We start from the raw sequence: 23368 nt of genomic DNA on the forward strand, positions 1-23368 counted from the left end.
CACCTCCGGCAGCGCCCCCGGCGACTCCGCCTGCACCTCCCGCGGCTCCGCCGGCAGCTCCGCCCGCACCGCCGTCCGACCCCACGCAGCCTCCGGCGTGATCGTCTGACACAGGGCCCTCGACTTCGGTCGGGGGCCCTGCGTCGTCTCCGCGGGCGGGTGATCCGGGAGCGGACACCCGCGATAACGTGGGGGCATGGTCATCTCGCAGCGCCGCGTCGGCGCCTCCGGTCTCCTCGTCTCGGCCACCGGACTCGGCTGCAACAACTTCGGACGCGCCGGTACCGTCACCGAGACGATCGCCGGCACCCGCGAGGTCATCGACGCGGCGATCGCCAACGGCATCACGCTGTTCGATACCGCTGACATGTACGGTGCGGTCGCAGGCGCGAGCGAAGCGCTGATGGGAGAGGCGCTCGAGGGTCGGCGCGATCGGATCGTGCTGGCCACGAAGTTCGGTCATGAACGCGACATGGGCTACGAGTTCCCGGGCGCACGAGGGTCACGCCGTTACGTGCGCCGTGCGGTCGAGGAGTCTCTGCGGCGGTTGCGCACCGAGTGGATCGACCTCTACCAGCTGCACCTCCCCGATCCCGGCACGCCCATCGCCGAGACGATCGACGCGCTCGACGAACTCGTGCGCGAAGGGAAGATCCGATACTACGGGCATTCGAACCTTTCGGGATGGCAGATCGCGGAGGCCGAGTTCACCTCCCGGGAGCGGTCGACGGGCCGATTCATCTCTGCGCAGAACCACTACTCGCTCCTGGCCCGGGCCGCCGAGCGCGAGGTGCTTCCCGCCGTCGAACGGTACGGCCTCGGATTCTTCCCCTACTTCCCGCTTCACAACGGACTGCTCACCGGCAAGTTCAGCCGTGAGGGCGGACCCGCGTCCAGCCGGATCATGTCCGCACGCCGTCACGTCTGGGAGGACGCGCCCTGGGACTCGCTCGACGCCTTCCGCGACTTCTGCGACGAGCGCGGCATCACGATGCTGCAGGCGTCCTTCGGGTGGCTGCTCTCGCATCCGGTCGTGTCGAGCGTCATCGCCGGTGCGACGTCGGCCGCACAGGTGGAGGCGAATGCCGCAGCAGGAGACGCGTGGCGACCCGACGCGGACGACCTCGAGATCATCGATCGACTGTTCCCGCTGCCCGACGACCCGGGCGCTCGGGTGTGATCGGTGAAGAGGAGTTCCACTACGATGTGTGAGTATCCTGCGCTCGCCCGATCCGCCGCAGGTCCATCGGAGGCAGCACGTGGCTGAGACGACGAAGACGCACAGCATCACGATCGCGCAGCGCCCGCTGCAGCTGTCGTGGGCGGGCGTCACCGATCTGGGGCGTCGTCGCGAGACGAACCAGGACGCGTTCCTGGCCGAGTTCCCGCTGTTCATCGTCGCCGACGGAATGGGCGGTCATGCCGGTGGCGAGATCGCCAGTCGCAGCACCGTCGCGCGGCTCGAAGCGATCGTCGAGTCCGGCGCGGTCGACCGGGAGGCGATCGAGAACGCGCTCGAACTCGCCGTCGCCGACATCGCGGATCATCCCGAGACGACCGACGAAGGCACCGGTACCACGCTCACCGGCGTCTACCTCGACGTCGCGGGTGACGAGCCGCAGTGGGTCTCGCTGAACATCGGAGACTCCCGCGTCTATCTGCTCCGCGATGACCGGTTGGTGCAGGTCACCACGGACCACTCCGTGGTGCAGGAGCTCATCGCCGCGGGCAAGCTGAGCCCGGAAGAGGCCGAGGGCCACCCCTATAGCAACGTGATCACGCGCGCAGTCGGTGCGAGCGAGCTCACGCCACCGGACTACCTCACGATCGACGTCCGCCCGGGAGACCGCTTCGTCATCTGCTCCGACGGGCTCACGAAAGAGCTGACCGACTACGGGATCCAGCATTTCCTGCGCGAGAACGCCGATCCGGGTGACGCTGTCGACGCCATGCTCGCCGCGGCGCTCGAGAACGGCGGCCGCGACAACGTGACGCTGGTGATCGTGCAGGTGAGCGCGACCGACGAGTCGTCCTCCACAGACGGCGACACCTCAGAGTAACCCGCTCGCACCTGTGGACAGCGCCGCTCGCGGCGCGCCATGCTGTGCACTGAAGGCATGGAATCCCTTCCGATCGCTCTTCCCGCTGCGCCCGCACCGCCGCGGAGGCCCTCGCTGCCGATCATGGCGGCGATCGTGCCCATCGCCGCAGGAGTGGTGCTCTGGCTCGTCACCGGGTCGCTGTTCGCGCTGTGCTTCGCGGCGCTGGGGCCGCTCATGATCGTCGCCTCGCTCGTCGACGCGGCTCGCACCAGACGCCGCGACCGGCGACGGAACGATGCCGAAGCAGAACAGGCGTGGGCGGTGGCGGAGCAGGCGCTGGAACGGAGGCAGCGCGAGGAGCGCGACGCGCGGTGGCTCCGCGAGCCCGATGCCGCGTCGTGTCTGGCGCAGCCGCCTCTCCGCGGTGCGCGCGCGCCCGATGCGTCGACGGTCCTCGTGGTGGGCAGCGGCACCGTACCGAGCGGCATCCGCTGCGGTGGCGGCGACGACGTCCGTGCGCGGGACTTCCGGGAGCGGTGCGCGACCCTGCGCGACGCCCCGTTGACCGTGCCGCTGGGAGGCGGTGTATGTCTGCGCGGCCCCGAGCCGCTGGTGGCTGCGGCGGCCCGGGCCCTCGCGATGCAGCTCTGCCTGCGCTTCCGCAGCGCGCAGCTGTCGCTGGTGGGTGTCGACCTCGATCGATGGGGGCTCGAGTCGCTGCCTCACGCCGTACGGGCGCGTCGCGGCGGATTCCGCCTGGGAGTCGCGGCGGTGGGTGCCGCGCGCGTCGACGCCGACGCCGTGATCTGGCTGGGCGGGAGCGGAACCGAGGTTCCCGACGGCGTGACGACCGTGATCGACATTGTCGAGCCGCGATCCGCGTCGTTGCGCACGCCCCACGGCATCACCGAACTCTCCGTCGAGTGCCTCTCGCTCTCTCAGGCGCAGGCGATCGCAGAGGTCTGCGCGGACCAAGGCGGAGACGCCGACCTGCTGCCCGAGGCGGTGGCGATGCACGACCTCGACCAGTCGCGGGCGGATCACGGCCTTCCCGCATCCATCGGCCGGAGCGTGCACGGCGAGATCGTGGTCGACATCGTCGAGGACGGTCCCCATGCGATCGTCACGGGCACCACCGGCACAGGTAAGAGCGAGCTGCTCGTGACCTGGGTGACAGCGATCGCCGCGTCCAACGGTCCCGATCGCGTGACGTTCGTCCTCGCTGACTTCAAAGGCGGCACCGCTTTCGAACCGCTGCGCGAACTTCCGCAGGTGGCCGCGGTCATCACCGATCTCGACGAGGACGGAGCTCGGCGCGGCGTCTCCAGCCTGACCGCGGAGCTCCGCCACCGGGAGGCGGTGCTCGCGGCGGCCGGTGCGCGCGACGTGCGCGACGTGGCCCTGCCCCGGCTGATCATCGTCGTCGACGAGTTCGCCGCTCTGCTGCAGGAGCACTCCGACCTCGGCGCCGTCTTCACCGATGTCGCCGCGCGCGGTCGGGCCCTCGGCATGCATCTGATCCTGGGCACCCAGCGCGCTGCCGGGGTCGTGCGCGACGCCCTCGCCGCCAACTGTCCGCTGCGGATGAGTCTGCGGGTCGGCGATCCGGCCGACAGCAGGGCGGTGATCGGCACGGACGCCGCCGCCGAGATCCCGGGCGGCGCCGCATCCCGAGGTGTCGCCCTCGTGCGGCGGCCCGAGGACCGCGAGCCGGTGGCGGCGCGCGTCGCTCTCACGGCTGCCTCGGATCTCCGGGCCGTCGCCATGCGCTGGGCCGCGACCGAGCGTTCGCGGAGTCCCTGGCTGCCCGCGCTGCCCGAGCACATCCCGCTCGCAGAACTCGAGCACGATGCTGCCACGGTTCCGGCCGGAACCGTCGTCCTCGGACGGAGCGACGTTCCGGAGCAGCAGATGCAGCCGTGGGAACTCCTGACGTGCGGTATCGATCGGGGCCTCGCCATCATCGGTGCGCCCGGCTCGGGCCGGACGTCGGCGTTGCGGACCGTGGCGGTGCAGCGCGCTGACGCGCAGTGGGTGTCTCGCGATCCGGAGCAGGCGTGGGATGCCGTCACGGCGTGGACGAGCGGCGCGGAACGGATGCCGTCGCTGCTGCTCTGCGACGATCTGGATGGCCTCCTCGCCGCCTACCCGCCCGAGTACGCGCAGCAGTTCGCCCAGCGGTGGGAGCAGGTCCTGAGAACCGGCAGCACGACGGTTGTGGTCTCCGCCGCGCGCACTGCAGGCCCGATCGGCCGGCTCCTCGATGCGCTTCCGCGACGGGCGCTGCTGCGGATGCCGAGCCGCGTGGAGCATCTGGCGGCCGGGGGAGAGAGCTCCGGATTCCTGCGGGACCGTGCGCCCGGTCGGGCGAGCATCGGCGGACGGGAGGTTCAGTTCGCCTGGGTGGAGGAGGACAGCCTCGTGGTGCCGGTTGCACCCGTCGCGGAGGTCTGGGAGCCGCAGACCCGCGTCACCGGGATCGTGAGTGCCGGTGGCGCGGCGCTGGTCCCTCTCCTTCGCGCCGCTCATCCGGAATGCGACGTGCTCCTCGCGGGCCCGGACCTCGTGGTCCCGTCGACGCCGTGCATCCTCGTGGGCGACGCGGAGACGTGGCAGCGCTGCTGGTCACTGTGGCAGCGCATCCGTGGCGAGGGCGAGGCGCTCATCCGCACGGAGCAGCCGGGAGATCTGCGCCAGCTCGCCGGTGTGCGGGAGCTGCCGCCCTTCGCACGCCCGCACGCCGGTCGTGCCTGGTCGATCCGTGGAGCAGGGTCACCCCGCCGGGTCGTCGTGCCGGCACTCGCACCGACACTCGGGGCGAGGTGAGGCACCCTGATGACGCGCGAACTGTCAGATGCCGCTGCCGGGTCGGATGCTGCCGACCACGTCGCCTCCGCCGAGCACCGAGAGGGGGAGGGCCGCACCGAGGGCCGCCACGTCGGCCTCGGTCAACGCCCCGGCGCGGGCGAGCAGTGTCGCAGCGACGATGGTCGAGGCGCGTGCGGCGCCATCGAGCATCTTCAGCGCGACAGTGGTGCCGTTCGGTGCGACCATGACCATCACGCCTTCCGCACCGCCCTTGGTGAACACGCCGAGCTTCTCGATCGCGATCGTGTCCGGGCGACCGGGACCCTCGATCGTCCAAGGGTTCTCGCGCACAGCCCGCACGAGCGAGCCTGCCACCCGGTGCAGGGCGAACGGGGAGCGATCCGACGCCGTGCCGATCCGGTGCACCGCACGGGCGAGGCCCGTGAGGGTCAGCGCGTGCACGGGCGCTCCGCAGCCGTCGATCGCGGTATGGGCGATCTTCTCGCCCGACAGCCGTTCGACTACCTCGCGGATGTGCGCCTGCAGGGGGTGGCCGGGATCGAGATATCCCTCCGTCGACCAGCCGGTCGCGACGCAGGCGCGGAGCATCGCGGCGTGCTTGCCGGAGCAGTTCATGCGCACTCGAGCCTCCTGCCCGTGTTCGCGCACGAGCTCGTCTCGCGTCGCGGGGTCGCTCGGCCAAGCCGGCGGACAACCGAGGTGATCCTCGGTGAGGCCGCCTTCGGTGAGCATGTCGCGAACCGCCGCCGCATGGCGATCCGTGCCGGTGTGACTCGCGGTCGACATCGCCAGCTGCTCGCCCTCGAGAACCGCGCCCGCTGTGATGCACGCGACGGCCTGCAGGGGCTTGAGACTGGAGCGCGGAAGGATCAGCGCGTCGGCGTTTCCGAGACGAGTGACGATCTCACCGTCGGGCGAGAGAACCACGGCCGCACCCGCATGACGGGACTCGACGAATCCGCTGCGTTCGACGATGGCGAGTTCCACGGAATCCTGAACGGTGAGAGTCTCCAGCACCCCTCGATCCTAACGCCGCACCCCTCCGCGCCCTGGCAGACTTGACGCATGGCAGAGCAGTCGACACCCCGCGCCCTCGGCGAGCATCACTACGCGCTCACCTCCGTCTGGACCGGGAACACCGGCACCGGGACCAGCGGCTACCGTGACTACCGGCGCGACGTGAGCATCGAGGTGGAAGGCAAACCGGAGCTGCTGGCATCGGCGGACAAGCCGTTCCGCGGAGATGCGACGCGGTGGAATCCGGAGGACCTGCTGCTGGCGTCGCTGTCCGAATGCCATCTGCTCTCCTACCTCCACGCGTGCGTGACGGCGGGGGTCGTCGTCGTGTCGTATCGCGATCAGGCGACCGGGATGATGCGCGAGAACGGCGCAGGGGGCGGGGCCTTCGTCGAGGTCATGCTGCGTCCCGAGGTCGTGGTCGCCGAAGCGTCGATGATCGAGGCCGCCGAGCGCGCGCACGCACAGGCGAACGAGTGGTGCTTCATCGCCAACTCGATGAACTTCCCGGTGCGGCACGAGGCCACGGTGACTGCTCGCGCCTAGCGCGAGGGCGCAGGTCAGCGCCGCTCGTGCGGCAGAGCCTGCTTGATCTTCTCGATCGTCCCCTGCGCGGGAGCCTCGTTGTAGGTGCCGGCGAGTTCCTGGCCCGAGAGCGCGTGGATCGCGGCCATGATGTCGTCGGTGGCCAGGCGACGGGCGCGCCCGCTCGTCGCAGGACCATGCGGCGACAGATCGAGCGGTTCCCCGAACTTCACCGTGATGCGCTCGGAGACCGTCGGGACCTTCGCGCCGACCGGCATCACCTTGTCGGTGCCGATCAGACCGACCGGTACGACCGGGGCTCCGGTCTGCAGGGCGAGGAACGCGACACCGGTGCGGCCCTTGTAGAGGCGGCCATCCGTCGACCGCGTGCCCTCCGGGTAGAGCGCCACCGCGAGACCCTCCTCGAGGAGCTGGCGCTGCAGATCCAGAGCATCGAGCGCCGCCTGCCCGGCACCGCGGCGCACCGGGATCGCACCGATCGACTCGAAGAAGGTGCGGCTGATCCATCCGCGGAGGCCGGTGCCCTCGAAGTACGTCGACTTCGCCAGGAAGTGCACCGGGCGCGGCGCCGCCACCGGGATCGCGAGCGAGTCGATGAAGGACAGGTGGTTGCTCGCGAAGATCACGGCGCCGGTCGGCGGGACGTTCTCCCTGCCCTCGATCCGGGGTCGGTAGACGAGCCTGGCGAGGGGACTGATCAGGCTTCGACCCAGCCGATAGGTGAAGCCTGCGTGACGCGGTTTCGCCGTCTCCTCTGCGGTCGCAGTCTCTTCAGGCGAGGATTCGGGCTCGACGGACTGCTCAGAGGTCATCAGAGCAGGTTACTCCGGGATCCATGCCATCGCGGGAATGAAGACTCGCGCCGCGCCTCCCAGCGCGGGCAAAGGGGAATGGGGGAGGATGGGGTGTCCCGCCCGCGATCCCGAGGTCTCACTGTGCGCAAGCGTCCGCTCATCGTCCTGTCCACCGTCGCCGCGGCGACCCTGCTGCTGGCAGGTTGCGCCGGCGGGGGCGCTCCGGAGAGCTCGGCCACGCCGGACCCGACGCCCTCGAGCTCCTGTGCGCTCGACGCGCAGCCCGGTGCGACCTCCGATTCCGTGGTCCTCGAGGGTGAGGGCGCCGACACCACCGTGACCATTCCCGCCGATGCCGCTTTCGCCGACGTCGAGCGCACGGTCGTCTCCCCGGGCGACGGCGAGGAGATCGGCGTCAACGACCTCGTCTCGGTGCAGTATCAGATCCTCGAGGGTTCGACCGGTGAGGTCCTGGACTCGTCGGCGCGGGGTGAAGGAGGCCTCCTCCCGGTGCTCCTCGACACGAACCAGTCCTCGCTGTTCGTCGCCGCGCTCGAGTGCGAGCCGGTCGGATCGCGCATCGTGCTCACGCTGCCCGGCGAGGTGTTCGGAGAGGGCGGGACGAGCAAGGTCGTCTACGCCGAGGCTGTCGAGCACCTCCCCGAGGTCGCTACCGGGACCCCGGTCGAGCCGACGCCCGGCATGCCGACCGTCGAGCTCGATGACAAGGGCAAGCCCACCGTGACCATCCCCGATGGCGATGAGCCGACCGAGACGAAGGTCGCGGTCCTCAAGCAGGGCGACGGCGCGACCGTCGGCGAGGGCGACCTCGTCGTCGTGCAGTACCTCGGCGTCAAGTGGTCCGACGGCAGCGAGTTCGACTCCAGCTGGAGCCGCGACGCCGCCCCCACCCAGTTCCAGACGACGGGCGTCGTCACCGGATTCAAGAAGGCGCTCGAAGGCCAGAAGGTCGGCTCGCAGGTCGTCGTGATGATGCCGCCGTCCGACGGCTACGGCGCGACGGAAGGGCACGAGCTCCAGAAGGAGAGCCTCGTGTTCGTCGTCGACATCCTCGCCACCACCCCCGTCCAGCAGCAGCAGTAGTCGAGGCGCGTTCGCGACCGTGTCCTAGGCTGGCGTCATGCGTCGCATCATCGTCCTCGGCTCCACCGGCTCCATTGGAACACAGGCGCTGGACGTGATCCGCGCGAACCCGCGTCGCTTCGAGCTGGTCGGCCTCGCCGCCGGCTCCAACGCCGAGATGCTCGCGACGCAGGCCGCGCAGTTCCAGGTGGAGGACACCGCCCTCGGAGCCGCCGAAGCCGAACAGCTGGTGCGCGATGTCGAGGCGGACGTCGTCCTCAACGCCATCACCGGATCGATCGGTCTGGGATCCACGCTCGCCGCGCTGAAGGCCGGTCGCACCCTGGCCCTCGCCAACAAGGAGTCGCTCATCGTCGGCGGAGAGCTCGTGCTCGCGGCCGCGGCTCCCGGACAGATCGTCCCGGTCGACTCGGAGCACTCCGCCCTCGCGCAGGCGCTCCGCGCCGGCACCCACTCCGAGGTGCGACGGCTCGTCGTCACGGCATCCGGTGGCCCGTTCCGAGGCCGCACCCGCGAAGAGCTCTCGGATGTCACGCCAGCCGAGGCGCTCGCGCACCCGACGTGGGACATGGGACGCATGGTGACGACGAACTCGGCGACCCTCGTCAACAAAGGGCTCGAGGTCATCGAGGCTCATCTCCTCTTCGACGTCGCCTACGACGACATCGATGTCGTGGTGCATCCGCAGTCGATCGTCCACTCGATGGTCGAGTTCATCGACGGCTCGACCATCGCCCAGGCCTCGCCGCCGGACATGCGTCTGCCCATCTCCTTGGGCCTGGACTGGCCGAACCGCGTGGGCGGTGTCGGACGACCGCTCGACTGGACGAAGGCCTCGTCCTGGACGTTCGAACCGCTGGACGGCGCAGCCTTCCCCGCCGTCGCGCTGGCGAAGGCTGTCGGGCGGGCGGGCGCCACGTTCCCCGCGGTCTACAACGCGGCGAACGAGCAGGCGGTCGACGCCTTCCACGAGGGTCGACTGACGTTCCTCGGCATCGTCGACACGATCGCCCGTGTCGTCGACGCGCACGAACCGCCCGACGTTCTCTCGGTCGAGTCGCTTGCAGATGCGGAGTCGTGGGCGCGCCGGACAGCCGATCGGCTGATCGCCGCGGCCTGAGCGGATACGGGGTCGAACCGGCGCTCGTTCAGTCCTCGTCGGGTCCGTTCTCGTCCGGATAGGGAACCGGCCAGCGCGAGTCCGGAACGGGCCACCCCGCCGCGCGCAGCGCGCGCCGGGCGAGTTCCCGTGCCGAGTACGGCGTGCGGACGCCGCGGATGTCGCGGTAGTCCTGATGGCCGGGGCCGGCCCAGAGGATCGCATCGCCGTCGCCGACCAGGCCGACGGCCGCGATGATCGCGCTCTCCGGCGGCGAGTACTCATGGATCTCAGCATCCGGTCGCGCCCTGCGCGCCCCTTCGACAAGGGTCGCCCGGATGGAACCGGGGTCTTCGAAGCGGGGGTGGTGGTCGGTCACGACGAGGACATCGCTGCCCTCGACCGCGGTGCGCGCCATGTCGAACCGTTTGCTCGCGTCGCGGTCGCCGTCGGCGCCGAACAGCATCAGCACGCGACCGGGCGTCACACGCCGGACGGCGGCCAGGGTCTTCTCGAACGCGTCGGGGGAGTGCCCGAAGTCGACGAAGACTGCCGGGCCGCGCTCACCGGAGACGAGCTGCGTGCGGCCGGGGAGGTACGCGCGGATGCCGCCGTCGCGGGAGAGCGCGTCCACGATCCGCTGCCAGGGATATCCGCCTTCGAGCAGCATGACGATCGCGAGTGCCGCGTTCGCCGCCATGTGCGGGCCGATCACCGGGACGGTCGTGGTCAGCGTGCCGGCGGGTCCGGTCATGGTGAAGGTCGTGCCGGCGGCGCGTTCCTCGTCGATGACGACGACCCAGTCGGCCCGTGCGGCCGCCTCGGGATCAGCGGCGATCGACGGCGTGCCGACGGTCACCGACGGGATCTCGGAACGCTCGACCACGATCGCACCCGAGGGGGAGTCGAGGCAGATGACGGCGCGCAGCGCGCGATTGGGGCGGAACAGCGGCAGCTTCGCCTCGAAGTACTCGTCCATGTCGGCGTAGTCGTCGAGATGGTCGTGGCTGAGGTTGGTGAATCCGGCGACGTCGAAGCGGATGCCGTCGACACGGTGCCGCGACAGGGCTTGGGCGCTGACCTCGACCGCGACGGCCTCGACCTCGCGTTCGCGCATCAGGGCGAGGAGTGCGTGCATCTCGGAGGCTTCGGGGGTGGTCAACCGGGAGACGATGATCTCACCGGCGATGTGGCGCTCAGCCGTGGACGAGAGCCCGGTCACGACGTCCATCTGGTCGAGGATGCCCTCGAGCAGATGCGACACGCTGGTCTTGCCGTTGGTGCCGGTGGTCGCGAACAGCAGCGGCAGCGGGTCGTCTGCGCCGGTGCCGTACACCCAGGCGCTGAGGTCTCCCAGCACGGCACGGGGGTTGTCCACCACGAGGATCGGGAGCCCGGCGTCTGCGGCGATCTCGGCACCCGCGTCATCGGTGATGACGGCGACGGCGCCCTTCTCCGCTGCGGCGAGAGCGAAGTCCGCACCGTGGCGGTTGACGCCCTGGATCGCCACGAATGCTTCTCCGGGACGCAGATCGGCGGTGGCGAGGGTGATGCCGGAGACCGCGATGCCGTCCACGTCGCCGTGGACGGCGCGGGCGAATCGGGTGGCGAGTTCGGACAGCTCACGCCGGGGCGGGTTCGCGGGGCGGAGCACGGGAGGCAGGCTCGGTTGTTGTTCAATCGACATGTCGGATCCATGATCTCACGGAGGCGGCACGAAGCCCGTCTGCCGCACGTCTCCTCCCGTGCCCGCGTCGCGCACGGGAGGAGACGTGCGCGGTGTCAGACGCGGCGACGGTAGGCGAGCACCGCGACGACGAGTGCGGCCACACCCGCCACGAGGCCGCCGGCACCGAGGATCGTCGGCAGCGGGTCGGCTGCCGTCGGTGCACCGGCATCCGTCGTCGTCTCCGCGGCCTCGTGCTCGCCGTGGCCGCCGGCTGCCGCTTCGGTCACCGTGACGACGGGGGCCGGGGAGTCCAGGCTGTGCGGGTCCTCGCCGTTCTCGGCGAGCTGGGTCCACTCGGTCGCCCCTTCGACGCACTGCTGCACGACAGGGAAGGCGAGTGAGTCGGGCGTGTTCTCGTCGAGTCCGACCGACATGCTCACCTCTCCGCGGAGGTCCGTCGGGACCGGGGCGAGAGCGGTGTAGGTCACGGCACTCACGAGGCCGTCGTCGCCGCGCTCGACGTCGATCGTCCAGTCGCCGTCCATGGTGGGGGCGACGGATGCGAGGCCCTCGGGCATCGTGATGCGCAGTGCGGTGGTGGGGGAGTTCTCGCAGCCGTGCGAGAACGAGAAGGTGAGCACGCCGTGATCGCCGGCGACGAGCTCGTCGGGGCTGACGCCGACGTGGGCGCTGGCCATGCCCGGGACGGCGAGAGCGAGGACGGCTCCGCCGAGGACGGCGACAGAGGCGATGGCAGCGCGCCGGGCGCGCCGGCGGGAAGGGGTGTTGCTGGACATGAGGAAGTCTCCTGGTTGCTTGCTCGTGAAGCGGGCGCGTCGGAACGACGCGGGAACCCGCGGAGGATGACGCTGCGCCGAGGCAGCGGATCGTCGGTGCGGCCGTTCAGCCGCGGGCGAGCGCCGGCGGACCGCGTCGCGAGACGTCGCGCGAGATCGCGGCGTCGAACGCGGGGAGCCGGACGGAGCGGAGTGCGCCGGGACGGCGGTGCTCGACGGGAGGGCAGAGGACTGCCCGCAGGAGCAGCGCCTGGAACCAGCGCGCGACGGCACGTGCAAGCGCCTCGCCGTGCCAGATGAGCAGCGTCGTGAGTGCGGCGGCGACGACGTGCGCGCCGAGCATGGTCGCGTCGGCTGCGGCGACCGGTGTGACGGGTCCGAGCAGTGCGAGATCGAGATGATGGTCGTGACCGGGGGAACTCGCGACAGACGACCCCGTCGGCGAGCCCAGCACCTGGAAGAGCAGGTGGAAGACGGCCTGCGAGAACAGCACCGCGACGGCGACCCGGGAACGCGACTCGCGGACGCCGACGAACAGCGCGCTGAGCGGCGTGAGCAGCGTCGCGACCGCGAGGATCAGCAGCGGATGCGGTGCGGATCCTCCGCCGAGGGTGTGCGACACAGCGGCGATCAGCGTGGCGACGGAGGAGACGGCGGCGGCGCGTACCAGTCGCAGCTGCCGGGAAGTCACCGTGTCAGCCTAGCCGGGTCGGCGGTGCCGGGCGGATTCCTAGGCTGCGGGCAGTAACGTGAGCAGGTGGAAATCCTGCTCTATCTGGGCGGCATCCTGTTCATGCTGATCGGCCTCGGCTTGTCGATCGGCCTGCATGAGGTCGGCCATCTCGTCCCCGCCAAGCTCTTCGGCGTGCGCGTCGGTCAGTACATGATCGGCTTCGGACCGCGGCTCTGGTCGAAGCGGATCGGAGAGACGGAGTACGGATTCAAGCTGCTGCCCATCGGCGGATTCATCTCGATGTCGGGCATGTACCCGGCGTCGAAGACCGCGGGACCGGCCCGGGGCGTCTTCCGCACGCTCATCCAGGATGCCCGCTCCGCGAACGACGAGACGATCGCCGAGGGGGCGGAGGATCGCGTCTTCTACAAGCTCCCGGTGTGGAAGCGCGTCATCGTCATGCTCGGCGGGCCGCTGATGAACCTGATCCTCGCGCTGATCATCTTCACGGTGCTCGTGTCGGGCATCGGCGTGCAGCAGGGCACGACGACGATCGCGTCGGTGACCGAATGCGTCGTGCCGGCGGGGTCGACGGCCACCGAGTGCACCGCCGACGATCCGGCATCACCCGCCGCCGAGGCGGGGATCGAGCCGGGCGACGTGCTGGTCTCCATCGACGGGCAGCCGGTGTCGACGTTCGCCGAGGCGACCGCGATCGTGCAGGCGGCGCCGGGAGACACGCTGGACCTGGTCGTGCTGCGGGACGGCGCCGAGACGACGCTGACCATCACCCCGATCGCCGCCGAGCGCACGATCACGGATGCCGGCGGCCAGCCCATCCTCGACGATGCCGGCAAGCCCGTCGTCAAGGAGGTCGGCTACGTCGGCATGGCCTCGCAGATGGGATACGTGCAGCAGCCGCTGACCGCGGGCCCGCAGATGACCGCCGACACCGTCGCCCGCGTCGGCTCGCTGATCGTCACACTTCCTGTGCGTCTCTGGGACATCGGCGTCTCTCTTGTCACCGGAGGCGAGCGCGATCCGAACGGTCCGCTGAGCGTGGTGGGCGTCGGTCGCATCGCCGGCGAGGTCGCGGCCACCGATGCCCCGATCCTGAACCGCTTCGCCGTGCTGCTGGGCCTGCTGGGTTCGCTGAACGTCGCCCTCTTCGTGTTCAACCTCATCCCGCTGCTGCCGCTCGACGGCGGTCACGTCGTCGTGGCGCTGTGGGAAGGCGTCAAGCGGCTGTGGGCGAAGCTGTTCCGCCGGCCTCCGCCCGCGCCGGTCGACGCCACCCGGCTCGTGCCGTTGACGGTGGTCGTCGCGGTGCTCCTGATCGGCATGGGGGCGCTCCTCCTCGTCGCCGATCTGTTCAATCCCGTCGACATCCTGCAGTGATGTCGAATTCGTCCTTGTCCGTTCGCTGTAGAGGTGTAACGGTTCTCAAGACGAAAGGGAAACTGCCATGAAGTACGTCATCATGTTCACCTCGACCCCCGCGCACGATGCCGCCGTCGCGCCGGAGATCGCTCAGGACGTCTATCAGCGTGTCTACCGGTGGTTCGAGGAGAACGCCGCCGCCATGGCCGACAGCGGCGCGGAACTGCAGCCCGTCGACACGGCCACCACGCTGCGTCACGGGACGCAGGGGCCGGTCGTCGTCGATGGCCCCTTCACGGAGGCGCGGGAGGCGGTGGGAGGGTTCAGCATCATCGACGTGCCCGACCTCGATGCCGCGATCGCGATCGTCCGCACGTGGCCGATGCTCGAGCTGGAGGGGACCTCGGTCGAGATCCGTCCGATGGTCACGGACTACAGCCAGTTCGAGCAGTGAACGAGTCGGATGCCGTGCCGCCCGCGGGTGCGGCATCCGATCGTGCCCTCGGCCGGATCGTCCGCTCGGAGGCTGCGCGGATCGTCGCCTCGCTCACGGCGTCCCTCGGCAACTTCGACCTCGCAGAGGAATCGGTGGCGGACGCCGTCTCCGAGGCGCTCGTGCAATGGCGCAGGGACGGAGTGCCGCCGAACCCGGGAGGCTGGCTCACCCTCGCCGCACGGCACAACGCGCTCGATCGCCTGCGACGGGAGAAGCGGTATCGGCAGAAGCTCGAGCTCTTGGCCGAGACCCGCCGACCGCAGGACGCTGAGGTCGATGAGCGCCTGCCGCTGCTCTTCGGGTGCTGTCATCCCGCGCTGACCCCTTCTGCGCAGCTCGCTCTGACCCTTCGGGCCGTGTGCGGTCTCACGACAGAACAGATCGCGCGGGCGACTCTGAGCACTCCGGTGGCGACGGGTCAGCGGATCGTCAGGGCCAAGCGCAAGATCGGCGCGGCCGGCATCCCGTTGCGCGTGCCGTCCGGCCCGGAGCGGGCTCCTCGGCTCGACCTCGTGCTCACCGTCGTGTCGGTGATGTACAACGAGGCGCATCTCCTGCCCGACGGCGATGCGCGCGCGGACCGCGATCTCGCCGACGATGCGCTCTGGCTCGCCGAGGTGATCGCGGGCACGCTGCCGAAGGAGGCGGAGGCGCACGGCCTGCTCGCCCTGCTCTCGTTCCATCGGAGCAGGGAAGCGGCGAGATCGCCCGACGGGGAACTCGTGCTGCTCGCAGATCAGGACCGCACCCGCTGGGATGCTCGTCTCCAGACCGACGCCCGCCGGGCTCTCGAGCGCGCCGCCGCCCTGAGACGCCCGGGGAGGTGGCAACTGCACGCGGCGATCGCGGCCTGTCATGCCGACGCCGCGAGCATCGATGAGACCGATTGGCCGCAGATCGTCGTCCTCTACGACATGCTGCTCCGCTTCGATCGATCACCCGTCGTACGCCTCAATCGCGCCGTCGCGCTCGCGGAGACCGGGCGCGTCGAGTCGGCGCTCGCCGAGGTCGACCGGCTCGAAGACGACCTCGACGGCTTCCACCTGTGGCACGCCGTCCGCGCCCACCTCCTGCGGCGGCTCGGACGCGACGTCGAGGCCGATGCCGCCGATGCCCGGGCGCAGACGCTCACGACCAACGATGCGGAGCGCCGCCTCCTGGTCTCCCGACGCCTCGGCTGAGGCCGGATCAGGCGAGCGCGTGCCCGACCAGGCGCTCCAGCGTGCGGATGCCGTCGCGCGACAGGATCGACTCGAGATGACCCTGCACCGAGGCGAAGTGCGGGCCGCGAAGGGCGTACACGTCACCCGACACCGCGTCGGCCGACACCTCTGCCGGACCGACGACCGTCGTGCCGGGCGCGACGCGCGCGGTGAAGGTGTTGTAGAAGCCGATCGACGCGTCCTCGCCGAACACCGGAACCGCCTTCTGCAGGCCCTGATGCGGGGCGTCGAGCGGGGTCAGGGCGATGCCGAACCTGTCGCTGAGGATCTGGTGGCTCAGGCAGACGGCCAGCAGCGGCGCGCCCCGGTCGAGCCGGCGCGAGACGACCTCGCGCATGCGGGCGATGCGCTCGTTCGCGGCATCCCGGGGATCGCCCGGCCCAGGGCCAGCGACCACGATGTCGGCGGCATCCACGTCGGCATCCTCGACGTCGCTCCAGAGCCGGATCGTGACGGACAGTCCGAGGTGCCTCAGCTGGTGCGCGAGCATCGTCGTGAAGCGGTCCTCGGCATCGACGACCAGGGCACTGCGACCGGCGAACGGTCCATCGAGGTCGTCGCCCTGAGGATTCAGCCAGAAGTCGGCGAGCCGGGCGTTGCGAGATGACAGGAGCTCGGCGATCGTCGGGTCGTCGGCGAGGGCGCGCGCATCACCGGGAGCGTCCGCATCGCTGCGCGCCTCGGCCACGCGGTCGCGGTCGATCGCCCCGATGGCGCCGAGCACGCCGGCGGCCTTGCCGTGCGTCTCGGACACCTCGCCGAGCGGATCGGAGTGGCGCACCAGCGTCGCGCCGACCGGCACGCTCAGCGCGCCGTCCTTCAGGTACACGGTGCGGATCAGGATCGGGGCGTCGAGGTCGTGCCCGCCCTCCGCGTTCGGCGTGAACAGCGCGGCGACCCCGGAGTAGTAGCCGCGGGGCTTCCTCTCATGGCGGCGGATGACGGCGCAGGCGTTCTGCATCGGCGAGCCGGTGACCGTCGGGGCGAACATCGTCTCGCGGAGGATGTCACGGGGATCGAGTGCGCTCCGCCCGCGGAGCATGTACTCGGTGTGGGTGAGCCGCGACATCTCCTTCAGGTGGGGGCCGGTGATCCGGCCGCCGTCGGAGCAGACGGCGCTCATCATCTTGAGCTCCTCGTCGACGACCATGAAGAGCTCCTCGGTCTCCTTCGTCGAGGCGAGGAAGTCGGTCAGGGTCTCTTTCGTCGCGCCTCCCGCGGGGTGGCGGAACGTGCCCGAGATCGGGTTCATCGTGACGACGCCGCCACGCGCGACGACATGCGCCTCGGGGCTCGCTCCGACCGCGATGTGGCCGGGGGTGAAGACGGCGAAGGTCCAGTACGCTCCTCGCTCGTGCGTCAGCAGCGCGCGGAACCAGGTCAGCGCCGCGGTGCGGTCGTCCACGTCGATGTTCGCCGTGAAGTCGCGACGGATCACGAAGTTCGCGCCCTCGCCTCTCCCGATCTCCTCGGCGATGACCTTCTCGACGATGGCGGCGTACTCGTCGTCGGCGATGTCGAAGCCGTCGTCCCGCAGCGGCACCGGCGCATGCGGGAGTGCAGGGAGCAGGTCTGCGGTCGGCAGATGGAGGTGCTCGTCGACGATGATGCACCGCAGCGGAGCCCCGTCGTCCTGTGCCACGAAACCGCGCTCGCGCACCTGCCGATAGGGGACGAGGGCGAAAACCTCGCGCGGGGTGCCGTCGACGTCGAGAGGGATGTCGCCGAGCAGGTCGACGTCGACGACCTCGCCGGTGAGGAGCTCGACGGTGTCGGCTCCGTCGCGTGCGATCAGCACGAAGGATGCCGCCGGGTCGGCGCTGAGCTCGGCGAGTCGTGAGAGGGTCATCGATGTCTCCTGTGCAGGGCTCCGGCTCGGCTCAACGAAAAGACCGCCCCGGAGGCGGTCTGAATTCGTGGGAACGCGAACACACCGCCTAGGAGGCGGGCCACCAGGTGAAGTTCGCGAGCATGGGGCGAAACTATCACACCGGGAGTGCGCGTCTCGGGCGGATGACGCGGGGCAGACCGTGCCGGCATCCAGCCCGCGTGCATCCTGGCGGCGTAGGCTGGAGGGGTGCCAGCAGTGAATCTTGGGATGCCGAAGGTCCCCGTCGTCCTCGCCCCGCGTCGCAAGTCCCGTCAGATCAAGGTGGGCAAGGTGCTCGTCGGCGGCGGTGCGCCCGTCAGCGTGCAGTCGATGACCACGACGAAGACGACCGACATCAACGGGACGCTCCAGCAGATCGCCGAGCTCACGGCATCCGGCTGCGAGATCGTGCGCGTGGCCGTGCCGTCTCAGGACGACGCCGACGTGCTGCACATCATCGCGAAGAAGAGCCAGATCCCGGTGATCGCCGACATCCACTTCCAGCCGAAGTACGTGTTCCAGGCGATCGATGCCGGTTGCGCGGCCGTGCGCGTGAACCCGGGGAACATCCGCAAGTTCGACGACCAGGTCGGCGAGATCGCGAAGGCGGCCAAGGACGCCGGAGTCTCGCTGCGCATCGGCGTCAACGCCGGGTCGCTCGACCCGCGCCTGCTGCAGAAGTACGGCAAGGCCACACCCGAGGCGCTCGCCGAGAGCGCCCGCTGGGAGGCATCGCTGTTCGAGGAGCACGACTTCCACGACTTCAAGATCTCGGTCAAGCACAACGACCCGGTGATCATGGTCCAGGCGTACCGTCTGCTCGCACAGATGGGGGACTGGCCGCTGCACCTCGGTGTCACCGAGGCCGGACCCGCCTTCCAGGGCACGATCAAGAGCGCGACGGCCTTCGGCATCCTCCTCGGAGAGGGCATCGGCGACACGATCCGCGTCTCGCTGTCGGCCCCGCCCGCCGAAGAGGTCAAGGTCGGGCACCAGATCCTGCAGTCGCTCAATCTGCGGGAGCGCAAGCTCGAGATCGTGTCGTGCCCGTCGTGCGGACGCGCGCAGGTCGACGTCTACACCCTCGCGGAAGACGTCACCGAGGGGCTCAAAGACATGACGGTTCCGCTGCGCGTGGCTGTCATGGGCTGCGTCGTGAACGGGCCCGGGGAGGCTCGCGAGGCCGATCTGGGCGTCGCCTCGGGCAACGGCAAGGGCCAGATCTTCGTCAAGGGCGAGGTCATCAAGACCGTGCCCGAGGCCGATATCGTCGCCACGCTCATCGAGGAGGCCAACCGGATCGCCGCCGAGATGGGCCCCGCGGCTCCGCTCGGCACGGCGCAGGTCGTCACGGTCTGACACACGACCGACGCGAGCGGCGAGTCGAGGCCGGTCATGCATCCGATCAGCCGTAGCATCGGGCCATGATTGCGCGAGCACGAGCGACGGCCCTGTTCACCGGAGCCGTGGCGCTTCTGCTGCTCGCCGGCTGCGCGGCTCCCGAACCGCAGCCGTCACCGACACCGAGCCCCGAGGTCACGCCTTCGACCACACCGACTCCTGTCGTGCCGACGGTCGCCTTCGACGGCGACTGCGGAGCCATCTTCGCGGACGCCGCGTTCAGTGCTCTGGCGGACCAGGCGATGACGCTGGCTTCGCCCGGCTGGCGTCTCGACGATGCGGGTCGGCTGGGCGGTGTCGACTGCCTGTGGCTCGCCGAAGATCGGGCCCTCCACGACAGCGTCACGATCGAGGTCTTCCCGATCGCGTCGGTGCCGGGAACCATGCGGGTTCCCGAGGCGGTCGCGGCGTGCCCGGAGACGTACTTCTGCGCCGCTGCCGCGGAGGCCGACGGCATGTGGGTCTCGGTGAGGATGTCGGGAGATGCGCCCGTGAAGGAGACGGTCGAACAGCTCCGCGACGGAGTGCTGACGAAGCTCCAGAGCACACCGGTGCCCGTGCCGTCGGCTGATCGCGACGGATGGTGGTCGCCGCCTGCCTGCGGCGAGCTCCGAACTCCGGACGGCTGGACGGCGAGTTCCCCCTACGTCTCGCCCGGTGTCGTGCAGAAGCTGGCGACCGTGGCCGGCATGACGACGAGGTGCGACCTGCTCGGCACGGTCTCCGGCGAACCGATCGGAACGAACGTGAGCTTCCACCCCGGCGGCGCATCGGACATCGAATCGGCGGCCGCGGTCGCCGAGGCCAGGGACATCACGGTCGAGGGCGCGACCCGCGCGGTCGTCACGATGGATCCCGACCCGATCGAGCCGCTCGATGATCGCCTGTTCGTCTCGGACGGAACGAATGCGCTCGTGATCAAGGTGCCTCTCAACTTCACTCCAGAGGACTTCGCGCCGCTGGCATCGGGCCTGCTTGCAGCGATGGCAGACTGAGAGGGTTTCCCGCCATCCAGGAGTTCCATGTCTGCCGCTTCCACGATCGTGTCCTTTCCCGCCGGTGCGCTCGAGGGGGAGGGGGTGGTCACTCATCGAGAGTCCACCCCGGAAGGTGCCGTCATCGTCGTCGACCGGACGCCGTTCCACCCGGTCGATCACACCTGGCCGGATCAGCCCGGCGATTCGGGCGTGATCGGCGTCGGTGACGAGCAGGCGAGAGTGGACGAAGCGGTCATGGCGGCGGTGAGCGATGAGGGAGTGTTCGCGGTGGGCGCGGAGATCCCGGTCAAGCGCGGCGCCGAGGGCTGGACCTGGCTCGTGGGACATCGAGTCGCCGGGCAGGCGCCTGAGAGGCTCGTCGCCGGCGCGTCCATCACACTCGCCGTGGATGCCGTGCGCCGGGCAGGACTCAGCCGCGGGCACACCGCCTGCCATCTCGCATCACTCGCGCTCGATCTCGCCGTCGCGGATCTCTGGCGCAAGGATCCCGGTGCCGACGCCCTCGGCAACCCGGATTTCGAGGGCCGCGCCAATCAGTCCAGCCGGATTCACGAGGACGGTGCCATCGACGAGTACCGCCTCGGCAAGAGCCTGCGACGCGCAGGGTTCGACACCGAGACGTTCGCCTCGACGCTCGCCGCACGGGAAGCACAGATCAACGCGCAGCTCGCCGCCTGGGTGTCGTCGGGTGCTTCCAGCCGCATCGAGACGGAAGGCTCGACCATCGTCGATCGCCGGCGCTGGCACTGCGAGCTCCCGGAGGGAGAGGCCGTGATCCTCTGCGGCGGCACCCACGTCGCATCGCTCTCGGAATTCGCGTCGATCTCGGTCGCGCTGGAACTGACCGATCCTCAGCTGCTCGTCATGACGACCACGGCGGTGCCGGCGGACTGAGCCGGCTCGTCGTGATCGGTCAGACCTCCGGCGAGATCGTCCCGAGCATGACGCCGAGGCCGGCTGCGAGAACGTGCGCCTGGGGCAGCGGGATCCACTGGCAGGTCCAGCGCCGAGACGCGCCCCCGCCCTGCGGTTCGGGATCGCCGATGCTCCACATGCCGTCGACGTCGGCATCGTCGAGGCGCAGCTGGAAGAAGTGCCGTCGGGCCACCTCGGGCCGCATCGGTGCCAGGTCGTAGTCGGCGGTGCCGAGCAGGCGGACGACGTCGGCGCGCAGTCCGGTCTGCTCGAAGACCTCCCGCACGGCCGCCTGCGGAGCGCTCTCCCCATCGCCGACCGTGCCGGCAGGCACCTGCAACCCGGCGATGGTGAGCGGCACGTCGTCGAGGGTGAACACCAGCAGCCGGTCGGAGTACACGACGTAGCAGACCGCGGTCTCGACGACCGAGCGTCCGGGAGCGGGTATGTCTCGCAGGGCATCCTGCAGGATGCGATCGACCCAGGGATGCCGTGGGAGAACCGCGATCTCCGCCTCGGTGAACCACGCGGCCTCGACGAGCTCGTCATCTGCGAAGGAGAGTCCCGCAGTGGGCGGCAGTTCGCATTCGTACGCCGTGGTCACGTAGCTCACCCGGTCTCCGTTCGCGTATTCCACGACGAGGTCGGGGCCTCCGTAGGTGCCGATGACGCGGCCGACGGCGGCGTCGATTCCGAGCTCCTCCTTGACCTCTCGCGCCACGGCGGCCTCCGGATGCTCACGCGGTTCGACTCCGCCCCCGATCGTGCCCCAGAGGTCGGAGCCGCGCTGGCGTGCGAGCAAGAAGGTGGCACCGTTCCTGATGATCGCGGTCACACCGGGCAGGAGAAGGAGGTCGTGGCCCACCTGGGCACGGAGCTCACGCACATACGGCGACATCGGCATGGGGTGAGCCTAGGCGCGGATCGGCTCAGCGCACGAAACCCGCCTGCACGCGTCCGCCGGCGCGCTCGACGCTCAGAGCACCACGGCGGACAGCTCGACCTCCCCGCGAGAGATGTCTGCGCGAACGACCCGGAGCCGGACGACGTCTCCGGGTTTCGCCCCGGAGGGCACCTCGGCCGTCGCCGTCACGGCGGGGTCGGCGATCTGCACCGAAGCGCGCTCGCCGCGGAGTTCGATCACGGTGGCGTCGATCTCGGAGCCGACCAGGGGCACGAGCAGCGCCGCCTCGACCGCGTTCACGGTCGCGGAGTTCAGCCGCGATGCACGCTGACCTGATTCCTGCATGAGCGCGGGAAGCTGGTCGAGCGACTCGCGGGCCCATGCCGGAGCCTCGCGCCCCTCGGAGACGGCAAGGCAGATCGCCAGAGTCCAGCGATCCACGAGTCGCCGCAGCGGCGCGGTCGCGTGGGCGTAGGGCGCGGCGATGGCCGCCTGGATCGCGTCCTTCGGCGCTGTGCCGTCGAACGTGAGGTAGCCGGCGCCGCGGAACAGCGTCGCGGCGGCCTGGAGCACGGGGAGGGTCAGCGGGTCCGCGCGGTCGAGCGTCCGCAGGTAGTCGCCGTAGTCACCCGTCGTCCAGGGACGGGCGAGAGCCTCGGTCTGGTGCCGGAATGTCGCGAAAGCGTCATCATCCGGCCGCGGCATGGTGCGGAGGATTCCCACGCCGGCGTCGAGCATGAGGGATGCGGCGGCCATGCCGGTCATCAGCGACAGCTGGGCGTTCCACTCCTCGACGGGGAGGGGGCTGGTGCGTTCGATGCCGTAGGTGCCGTCCGAAGCCGTCACCACCTCTTCGTCCGGCAGGTTCAGACTCGCGCCGCCGCGCAGACGCTCCTGTTCGATGCGAAGCGCGCCGATCTCCGGCAGCAGGGCTGCGGGTCCGTCCTCGCCCCGGTCGAGAGCCGCCTGGGTGGTGACGTAGTCGAGTTGCGCGCGCGACCTGATCAGAGCGCGCTCGAGGCGGAACTCGGAGACGGCGCCCTCGGCATCCAGAGAGAACGTCCACACGAGCGCCGGGCGATCGACGTCGGCCAGCAGTGACGCGCGGTCTTCGCTCAGCACCGCCGGATGCAGGGGGATCCGGCCGTCCGCGGCATACAGCGTCTGGCCGCGACGGCGTGCCTCGGCATCCACCGCCCCGCCGGGAGTCACGAAGGCGGGAACGTCTGCGATGGCGTACCGCACGGTGTATCCCGATGCGGTGCGCTCGAGGTGGAATGCCTGGTCCAGGTCGCGGGAGCCTTCAGGATCCAGGGTGACGAACGGGACGTCGCGCAGGTCGAGGTCGGGTTCTGGCGCGGTCGCGGCCTCCGCCTCGGCGAGGACGTCAGCGGGAAACTCGATCGGGGCGTCCGACGACTCGCGCAGGGCGGCGAGTGCCGCCGCGAGCTCGGTCTGGGCGGCGGACGGGGCGACGTGCGATCGGCGCTGCGGCATGCCTCCACACTAGGTCGAGCCGGCCGTCCCAGGCCCGGGCACGGTTCAGAAGGGTGCGGGGGTGTCGTCTTCGGTGAAGGTGACGGTGTTGGGTGGTGGGGGTCTGTCGATGTA

20 protein-coding genes are annotated in these 23368 nt (G+C 70.1%); 12 read left to right on the forward strand and 8 right to left on the reverse strand.

Features of this window, described 5'->3' with window-relative positions; all coding sequences use genetic code 11:
- Nucleotides 1-196 precede the first annotated feature (196 nt).
- From DW306_RS06295 to DW306_RS06305, 3 genes are all read left to right on the forward strand, one after another.
- Nucleotides 197-1180 carry an aldo/keto reductase gene (locus tag DW306_RS06295; RefSeq protein WP_136054764.1) on the forward strand — a complete coding sequence of 328 codons (984 nt, stop codon included), beginning with the start codon at nucleotides 197-199 and terminating at the stop codon, nucleotides 1178-1180.
- A 79-nt stretch (nucleotides 1181-1259) separates the two neighbouring features.
- A complete protein-coding gene (locus tag DW306_RS06300) occupies nucleotides 1260-2060 on the forward strand; it encodes a protein phosphatase 2C domain-containing protein (protein ID WP_136054765.1) in 801 nt (266 codons plus the stop codon).
- Nucleotides 2061-2117: 57 nt separating this feature from the next.
- Entirely contained in the window at nucleotides 2118-4868 is a 2751-nt protein-coding gene (locus DW306_RS06305; RefSeq protein ID WP_168429250.1) for an FtsK/SpoIIIE domain-containing protein, read from the forward strand.
- A gap of 24 nt (nucleotides 4869-4892) precedes the next feature.
- Here the strand turns inward: DW306_RS06305 and DW306_RS06310 are convergent, their stop codons facing one another.
- A complete protein-coding gene (locus tag DW306_RS06310) occupies nucleotides 4893-5888 on the reverse strand; it encodes an asparaginase (protein WP_136054767.1) in 996 nt (331 codons plus the stop codon).
- Between the two features lie 48 nt (nucleotides 5889-5936).
- On the opposite strand from DW306_RS06310, the gene DW306_RS06315 reads away from it, so the two are divergent.
- Nucleotides 5937-6434, forward strand: a complete 498-nt coding sequence (locus DW306_RS06315) for an OsmC family protein (protein ID WP_136054768.1) — start codon at nucleotides 5937-5939, stop codon at nucleotides 6432-6434.
- Nucleotides 6435-6448: 14 nt separating this feature from the next.
- Here the strand turns inward: DW306_RS06315 and DW306_RS06320 are convergent, their stop codons facing one another.
- Entirely contained in the window at nucleotides 6449-7246 is a 798-nt protein-coding gene (locus DW306_RS06320; RefSeq protein WP_136054769.1) for a lysophospholipid acyltransferase family protein, read from the reverse strand.
- 93 nt (nucleotides 7247-7339) lie between these two features.
- Here DW306_RS06320 and DW306_RS06325 point away from each other — a divergent pair, with 93 nt between their 5' ends.
- Together DW306_RS06325 and dxr are read left to right on the forward strand one after the other, a co-directional pair.
- Nucleotides 7340-8332 carry an FKBP-type peptidyl-prolyl cis-trans isomerase gene (locus tag DW306_RS06325; RefSeq protein WP_240747094.1) on the forward strand — a complete coding sequence of 331 codons (993 nt, stop codon included), beginning with the start codon at nucleotides 7340-7342 and terminating at the stop codon, nucleotides 8330-8332.
- 37 nt (nucleotides 8333-8369) lie between these two features.
- Nucleotides 8370-9452: a 1-deoxy-D-xylulose-5-phosphate reductoisomerase gene (dxr, locus tag DW306_RS06330; protein ID WP_136054770.1), complete on the forward strand. Its 1083-nt coding sequence runs from the start codon at nucleotides 8370-8372 to the stop codon at nucleotides 9450-9452.
- A 28-nt stretch (nucleotides 9453-9480) separates the two neighbouring features.
- Here dxr and DW306_RS06335 read toward each other — a convergent pair whose 3' ends face one another.
- From DW306_RS06335 to DW306_RS06345, 3 genes are all read right to left on the reverse strand, one after another.
- Nucleotides 9481-11118 (reverse strand): UDP-N-acetylmuramoyl-L-alanyl-D-glutamate--2,6-diaminopimelate ligase, encoded by a 1638-nt coding sequence (locus DW306_RS06335; protein WP_205814109.1) that lies wholly within the window; start codon nucleotides 11116-11118, stop codon nucleotides 9481-9483.
- Nucleotides 11119-11213: 95 nt separating this feature from the next.
- Nucleotides 11214-11897, reverse strand: a complete 684-nt coding sequence (locus DW306_RS06340) for a YcnI family protein (protein ID WP_136054772.1) — start codon at nucleotides 11895-11897, stop codon at nucleotides 11214-11216.
- Between the two features lie 106 nt (nucleotides 11898-12003).
- The gene (locus DW306_RS06345; protein ID WP_136054773.1) at nucleotides 12004-12588 is read right to left on the reverse strand and encodes a hypothetical protein; all 585 of its coding nucleotides are present in this window, start codon (nucleotides 12586-12588) and stop codon (nucleotides 12004-12006) included.
- Nucleotides 12589-12654: 66 nt separating this feature from the next.
- Between DW306_RS06345 and DW306_RS06350 the strand changes: the two genes are divergently transcribed.
- The 3 genes from DW306_RS06350 to DW306_RS06360 all read left to right on the forward strand — a co-directional run bounded on the left by DW306_RS06350 (nucleotide 12655) and on the right by DW306_RS06360 (nucleotide 15627).
- Nucleotides 12655-13968: a site-2 protease family protein gene (locus DW306_RS06350; protein ID WP_136054774.1), complete on the forward strand. Its 1314-nt coding sequence runs from the start codon at nucleotides 12655-12657 to the stop codon at nucleotides 13966-13968.
- A gap of 67 nt (nucleotides 13969-14035) precedes the next feature.
- Complete coding sequence (locus DW306_RS06355; protein WP_136054775.1) at nucleotides 14036-14404, forward strand: YciI family protein; 369 nt, start codon at nucleotides 14036-14038, stop codon at nucleotides 14402-14404.
- On the forward strand, nucleotides 14401-15627 hold the full coding sequence (locus DW306_RS06360; protein WP_136054776.1) for a DUF6596 domain-containing protein: 1227 nt from the start codon (nucleotides 14401-14403) through the stop codon (nucleotides 15625-15627). The genes DW306_RS06355 and DW306_RS06360 overlap by 4 nt, the downstream gene beginning before the upstream one ends.
- 7 nt (nucleotides 15628-15634) lie before the next feature.
- Here DW306_RS06360 and DW306_RS06365 read toward each other — a convergent pair whose 3' ends face one another.
- A complete protein-coding gene (locus tag DW306_RS06365) occupies nucleotides 15635-17518 on the reverse strand; it encodes a chorismate-binding protein (protein ID WP_136054777.1) in 1884 nt (627 codons plus the stop codon).
- Between the two features lie 249 nt (nucleotides 17519-17767).
- Between DW306_RS06365 and ispG the strand changes: the two genes are divergently transcribed.
- From ispG to DW306_RS06380, 3 genes are all read left to right on the forward strand, one after another.
- On the forward strand, nucleotides 17768-18898 hold the full coding sequence (gene ispG, locus DW306_RS06370) for a flavodoxin-dependent (E)-4-hydroxy-3-methylbut-2-enyl-diphosphate synthase (protein WP_136054778.1): 1131 nt from the start codon (nucleotides 17768-17770) through the stop codon (nucleotides 18896-18898).
- Between the two features lie 65 nt (nucleotides 18899-18963).
- Nucleotides 18964-19935 (forward strand): hypothetical protein, encoded by a 972-nt coding sequence (locus DW306_RS06375; RefSeq protein WP_136054779.1) that lies wholly within the window; start codon nucleotides 18964-18966, stop codon nucleotides 19933-19935.
- Nucleotides 19936-19962: 27 nt separating this feature from the next.
- Nucleotides 19963-20832 (forward strand): hypothetical protein, encoded by an 870-nt coding sequence (locus DW306_RS06380; protein ID WP_136054780.1) that lies wholly within the window; start codon nucleotides 19963-19965, stop codon nucleotides 20830-20832.
- 19 nt (nucleotides 20833-20851) lie between these two features.
- On the opposite strand, the gene DW306_RS21570 is transcribed toward DW306_RS06380, so the two are convergent.
- On the reverse strand, nucleotides 20852-21757 hold the full coding sequence (locus DW306_RS21570) for an NUDIX domain-containing protein (RefSeq protein WP_240747095.1): 906 nt from the start codon (nucleotides 21755-21757) through the stop codon (nucleotides 20852-20854).
- A 72-nt stretch (nucleotides 21758-21829) separates the two neighbouring features.
- Nucleotides 21830-23254, reverse strand: coding sequence for an RNB domain-containing ribonuclease (locus DW306_RS06390; RefSeq protein WP_136054781.1), 1425 nt, complete (start codon nucleotides 23252-23254; stop codon nucleotides 21830-21832).
- Nucleotides 23255-23368: the final 114 nt, after the last annotated feature.

The organism is Microbacterium sp. K24 (assembly GCF_004794465.1).
Lineage (GTDB): Bacteria > Actinomycetota > Actinomycetes > Actinomycetales > Microbacteriaceae > Microbacterium.

Excerpts from the sequence above, each read along its gene's own strand:
- DW306_RS06365 (WP_136054777.1), bottom strand. The coding sequence starts at position 17,518 with ATGACCCTCTCACGACTCGCCGAGCTCAGCGCCGACCCGGCGGCATCC.
- DW306_RS06340 (WP_136054772.1), bottom strand. The coding sequence starts at position 11,897 with ATGTCCAGCAACACCCCTTCCCGCCGGCGCGCCCGGCGCGCTGCCATC.
- DW306_RS06380 (WP_136054780.1), top strand. The coding sequence starts at position 19,963 with ATGTCTGCCGCTTCCACGATCGTGTCCTTTCCCGCCGGTGCGCTCGAG.
- DW306_RS06335 (WP_205814109.1), bottom strand. The coding sequence starts at position 11,118 with ATGTCGATTGAACAACAACCGAGCCTGCCTCCCGTGCTCCGCCCCGCG.
- DW306_RS06390 (WP_136054781.1), bottom strand. The coding sequence starts at position 23,254 with ATGCCGCAGCGCCGATCGCACGTCGCCCCGTCCGCCGCCCAGACCGAG.
- ispG (WP_136054778.1), top strand. The coding sequence starts at position 17,768 with ATGCCGAAGGTCCCCGTCGTCCTCGCCCCGCGTCGCAAGTCCCGTCAG.
- DW306_RS06315 (WP_136054768.1), top strand. The coding sequence starts at position 5,937 with ATGGCAGAGCAGTCGACACCCCGCGCCCTCGGCGAGCATCACTACGCG.
- DW306_RS06305 (WP_168429250.1), top strand. The coding sequence starts at position 2,118 with ATGGAATCCCTTCCGATCGCTCTTCCCGCTGCGCCCGCACCGCCGCGG.
- DW306_RS21570 (WP_240747095.1), bottom strand. The coding sequence starts at position 21,757 with ATGCCGATGTCGCCGTATGTGCGTGAGCTCCGTGCCCAGGTGGGCCAC.
- DW306_RS06320 (WP_136054769.1), bottom strand. The coding sequence starts at position 7,246 with ATGACCTCTGAGCAGTCCGTCGAGCCCGAATCCTCGCCTGAAGAGACT.
- DW306_RS06375 (WP_136054779.1), top strand. The coding sequence starts at position 18,964 with ATGATTGCGCGAGCACGAGCGACGGCCCTGTTCACCGGAGCCGTGGCG.
- DW306_RS06295 (WP_136054764.1), top strand. The coding sequence starts at position 197 with ATGGTCATCTCGCAGCGCCGCGTCGGCGCCTCCGGTCTCCTCGTCTCG.
- DW306_RS06355 (WP_136054775.1), top strand. The coding sequence starts at position 14,036 with ATGAAGTACGTCATCATGTTCACCTCGACCCCCGCGCACGATGCCGCC.
- dxr (WP_136054770.1), top strand. The coding sequence starts at position 8,370 with ATGCGTCGCATCATCGTCCTCGGCTCCACCGGCTCCATTGGAACACAG.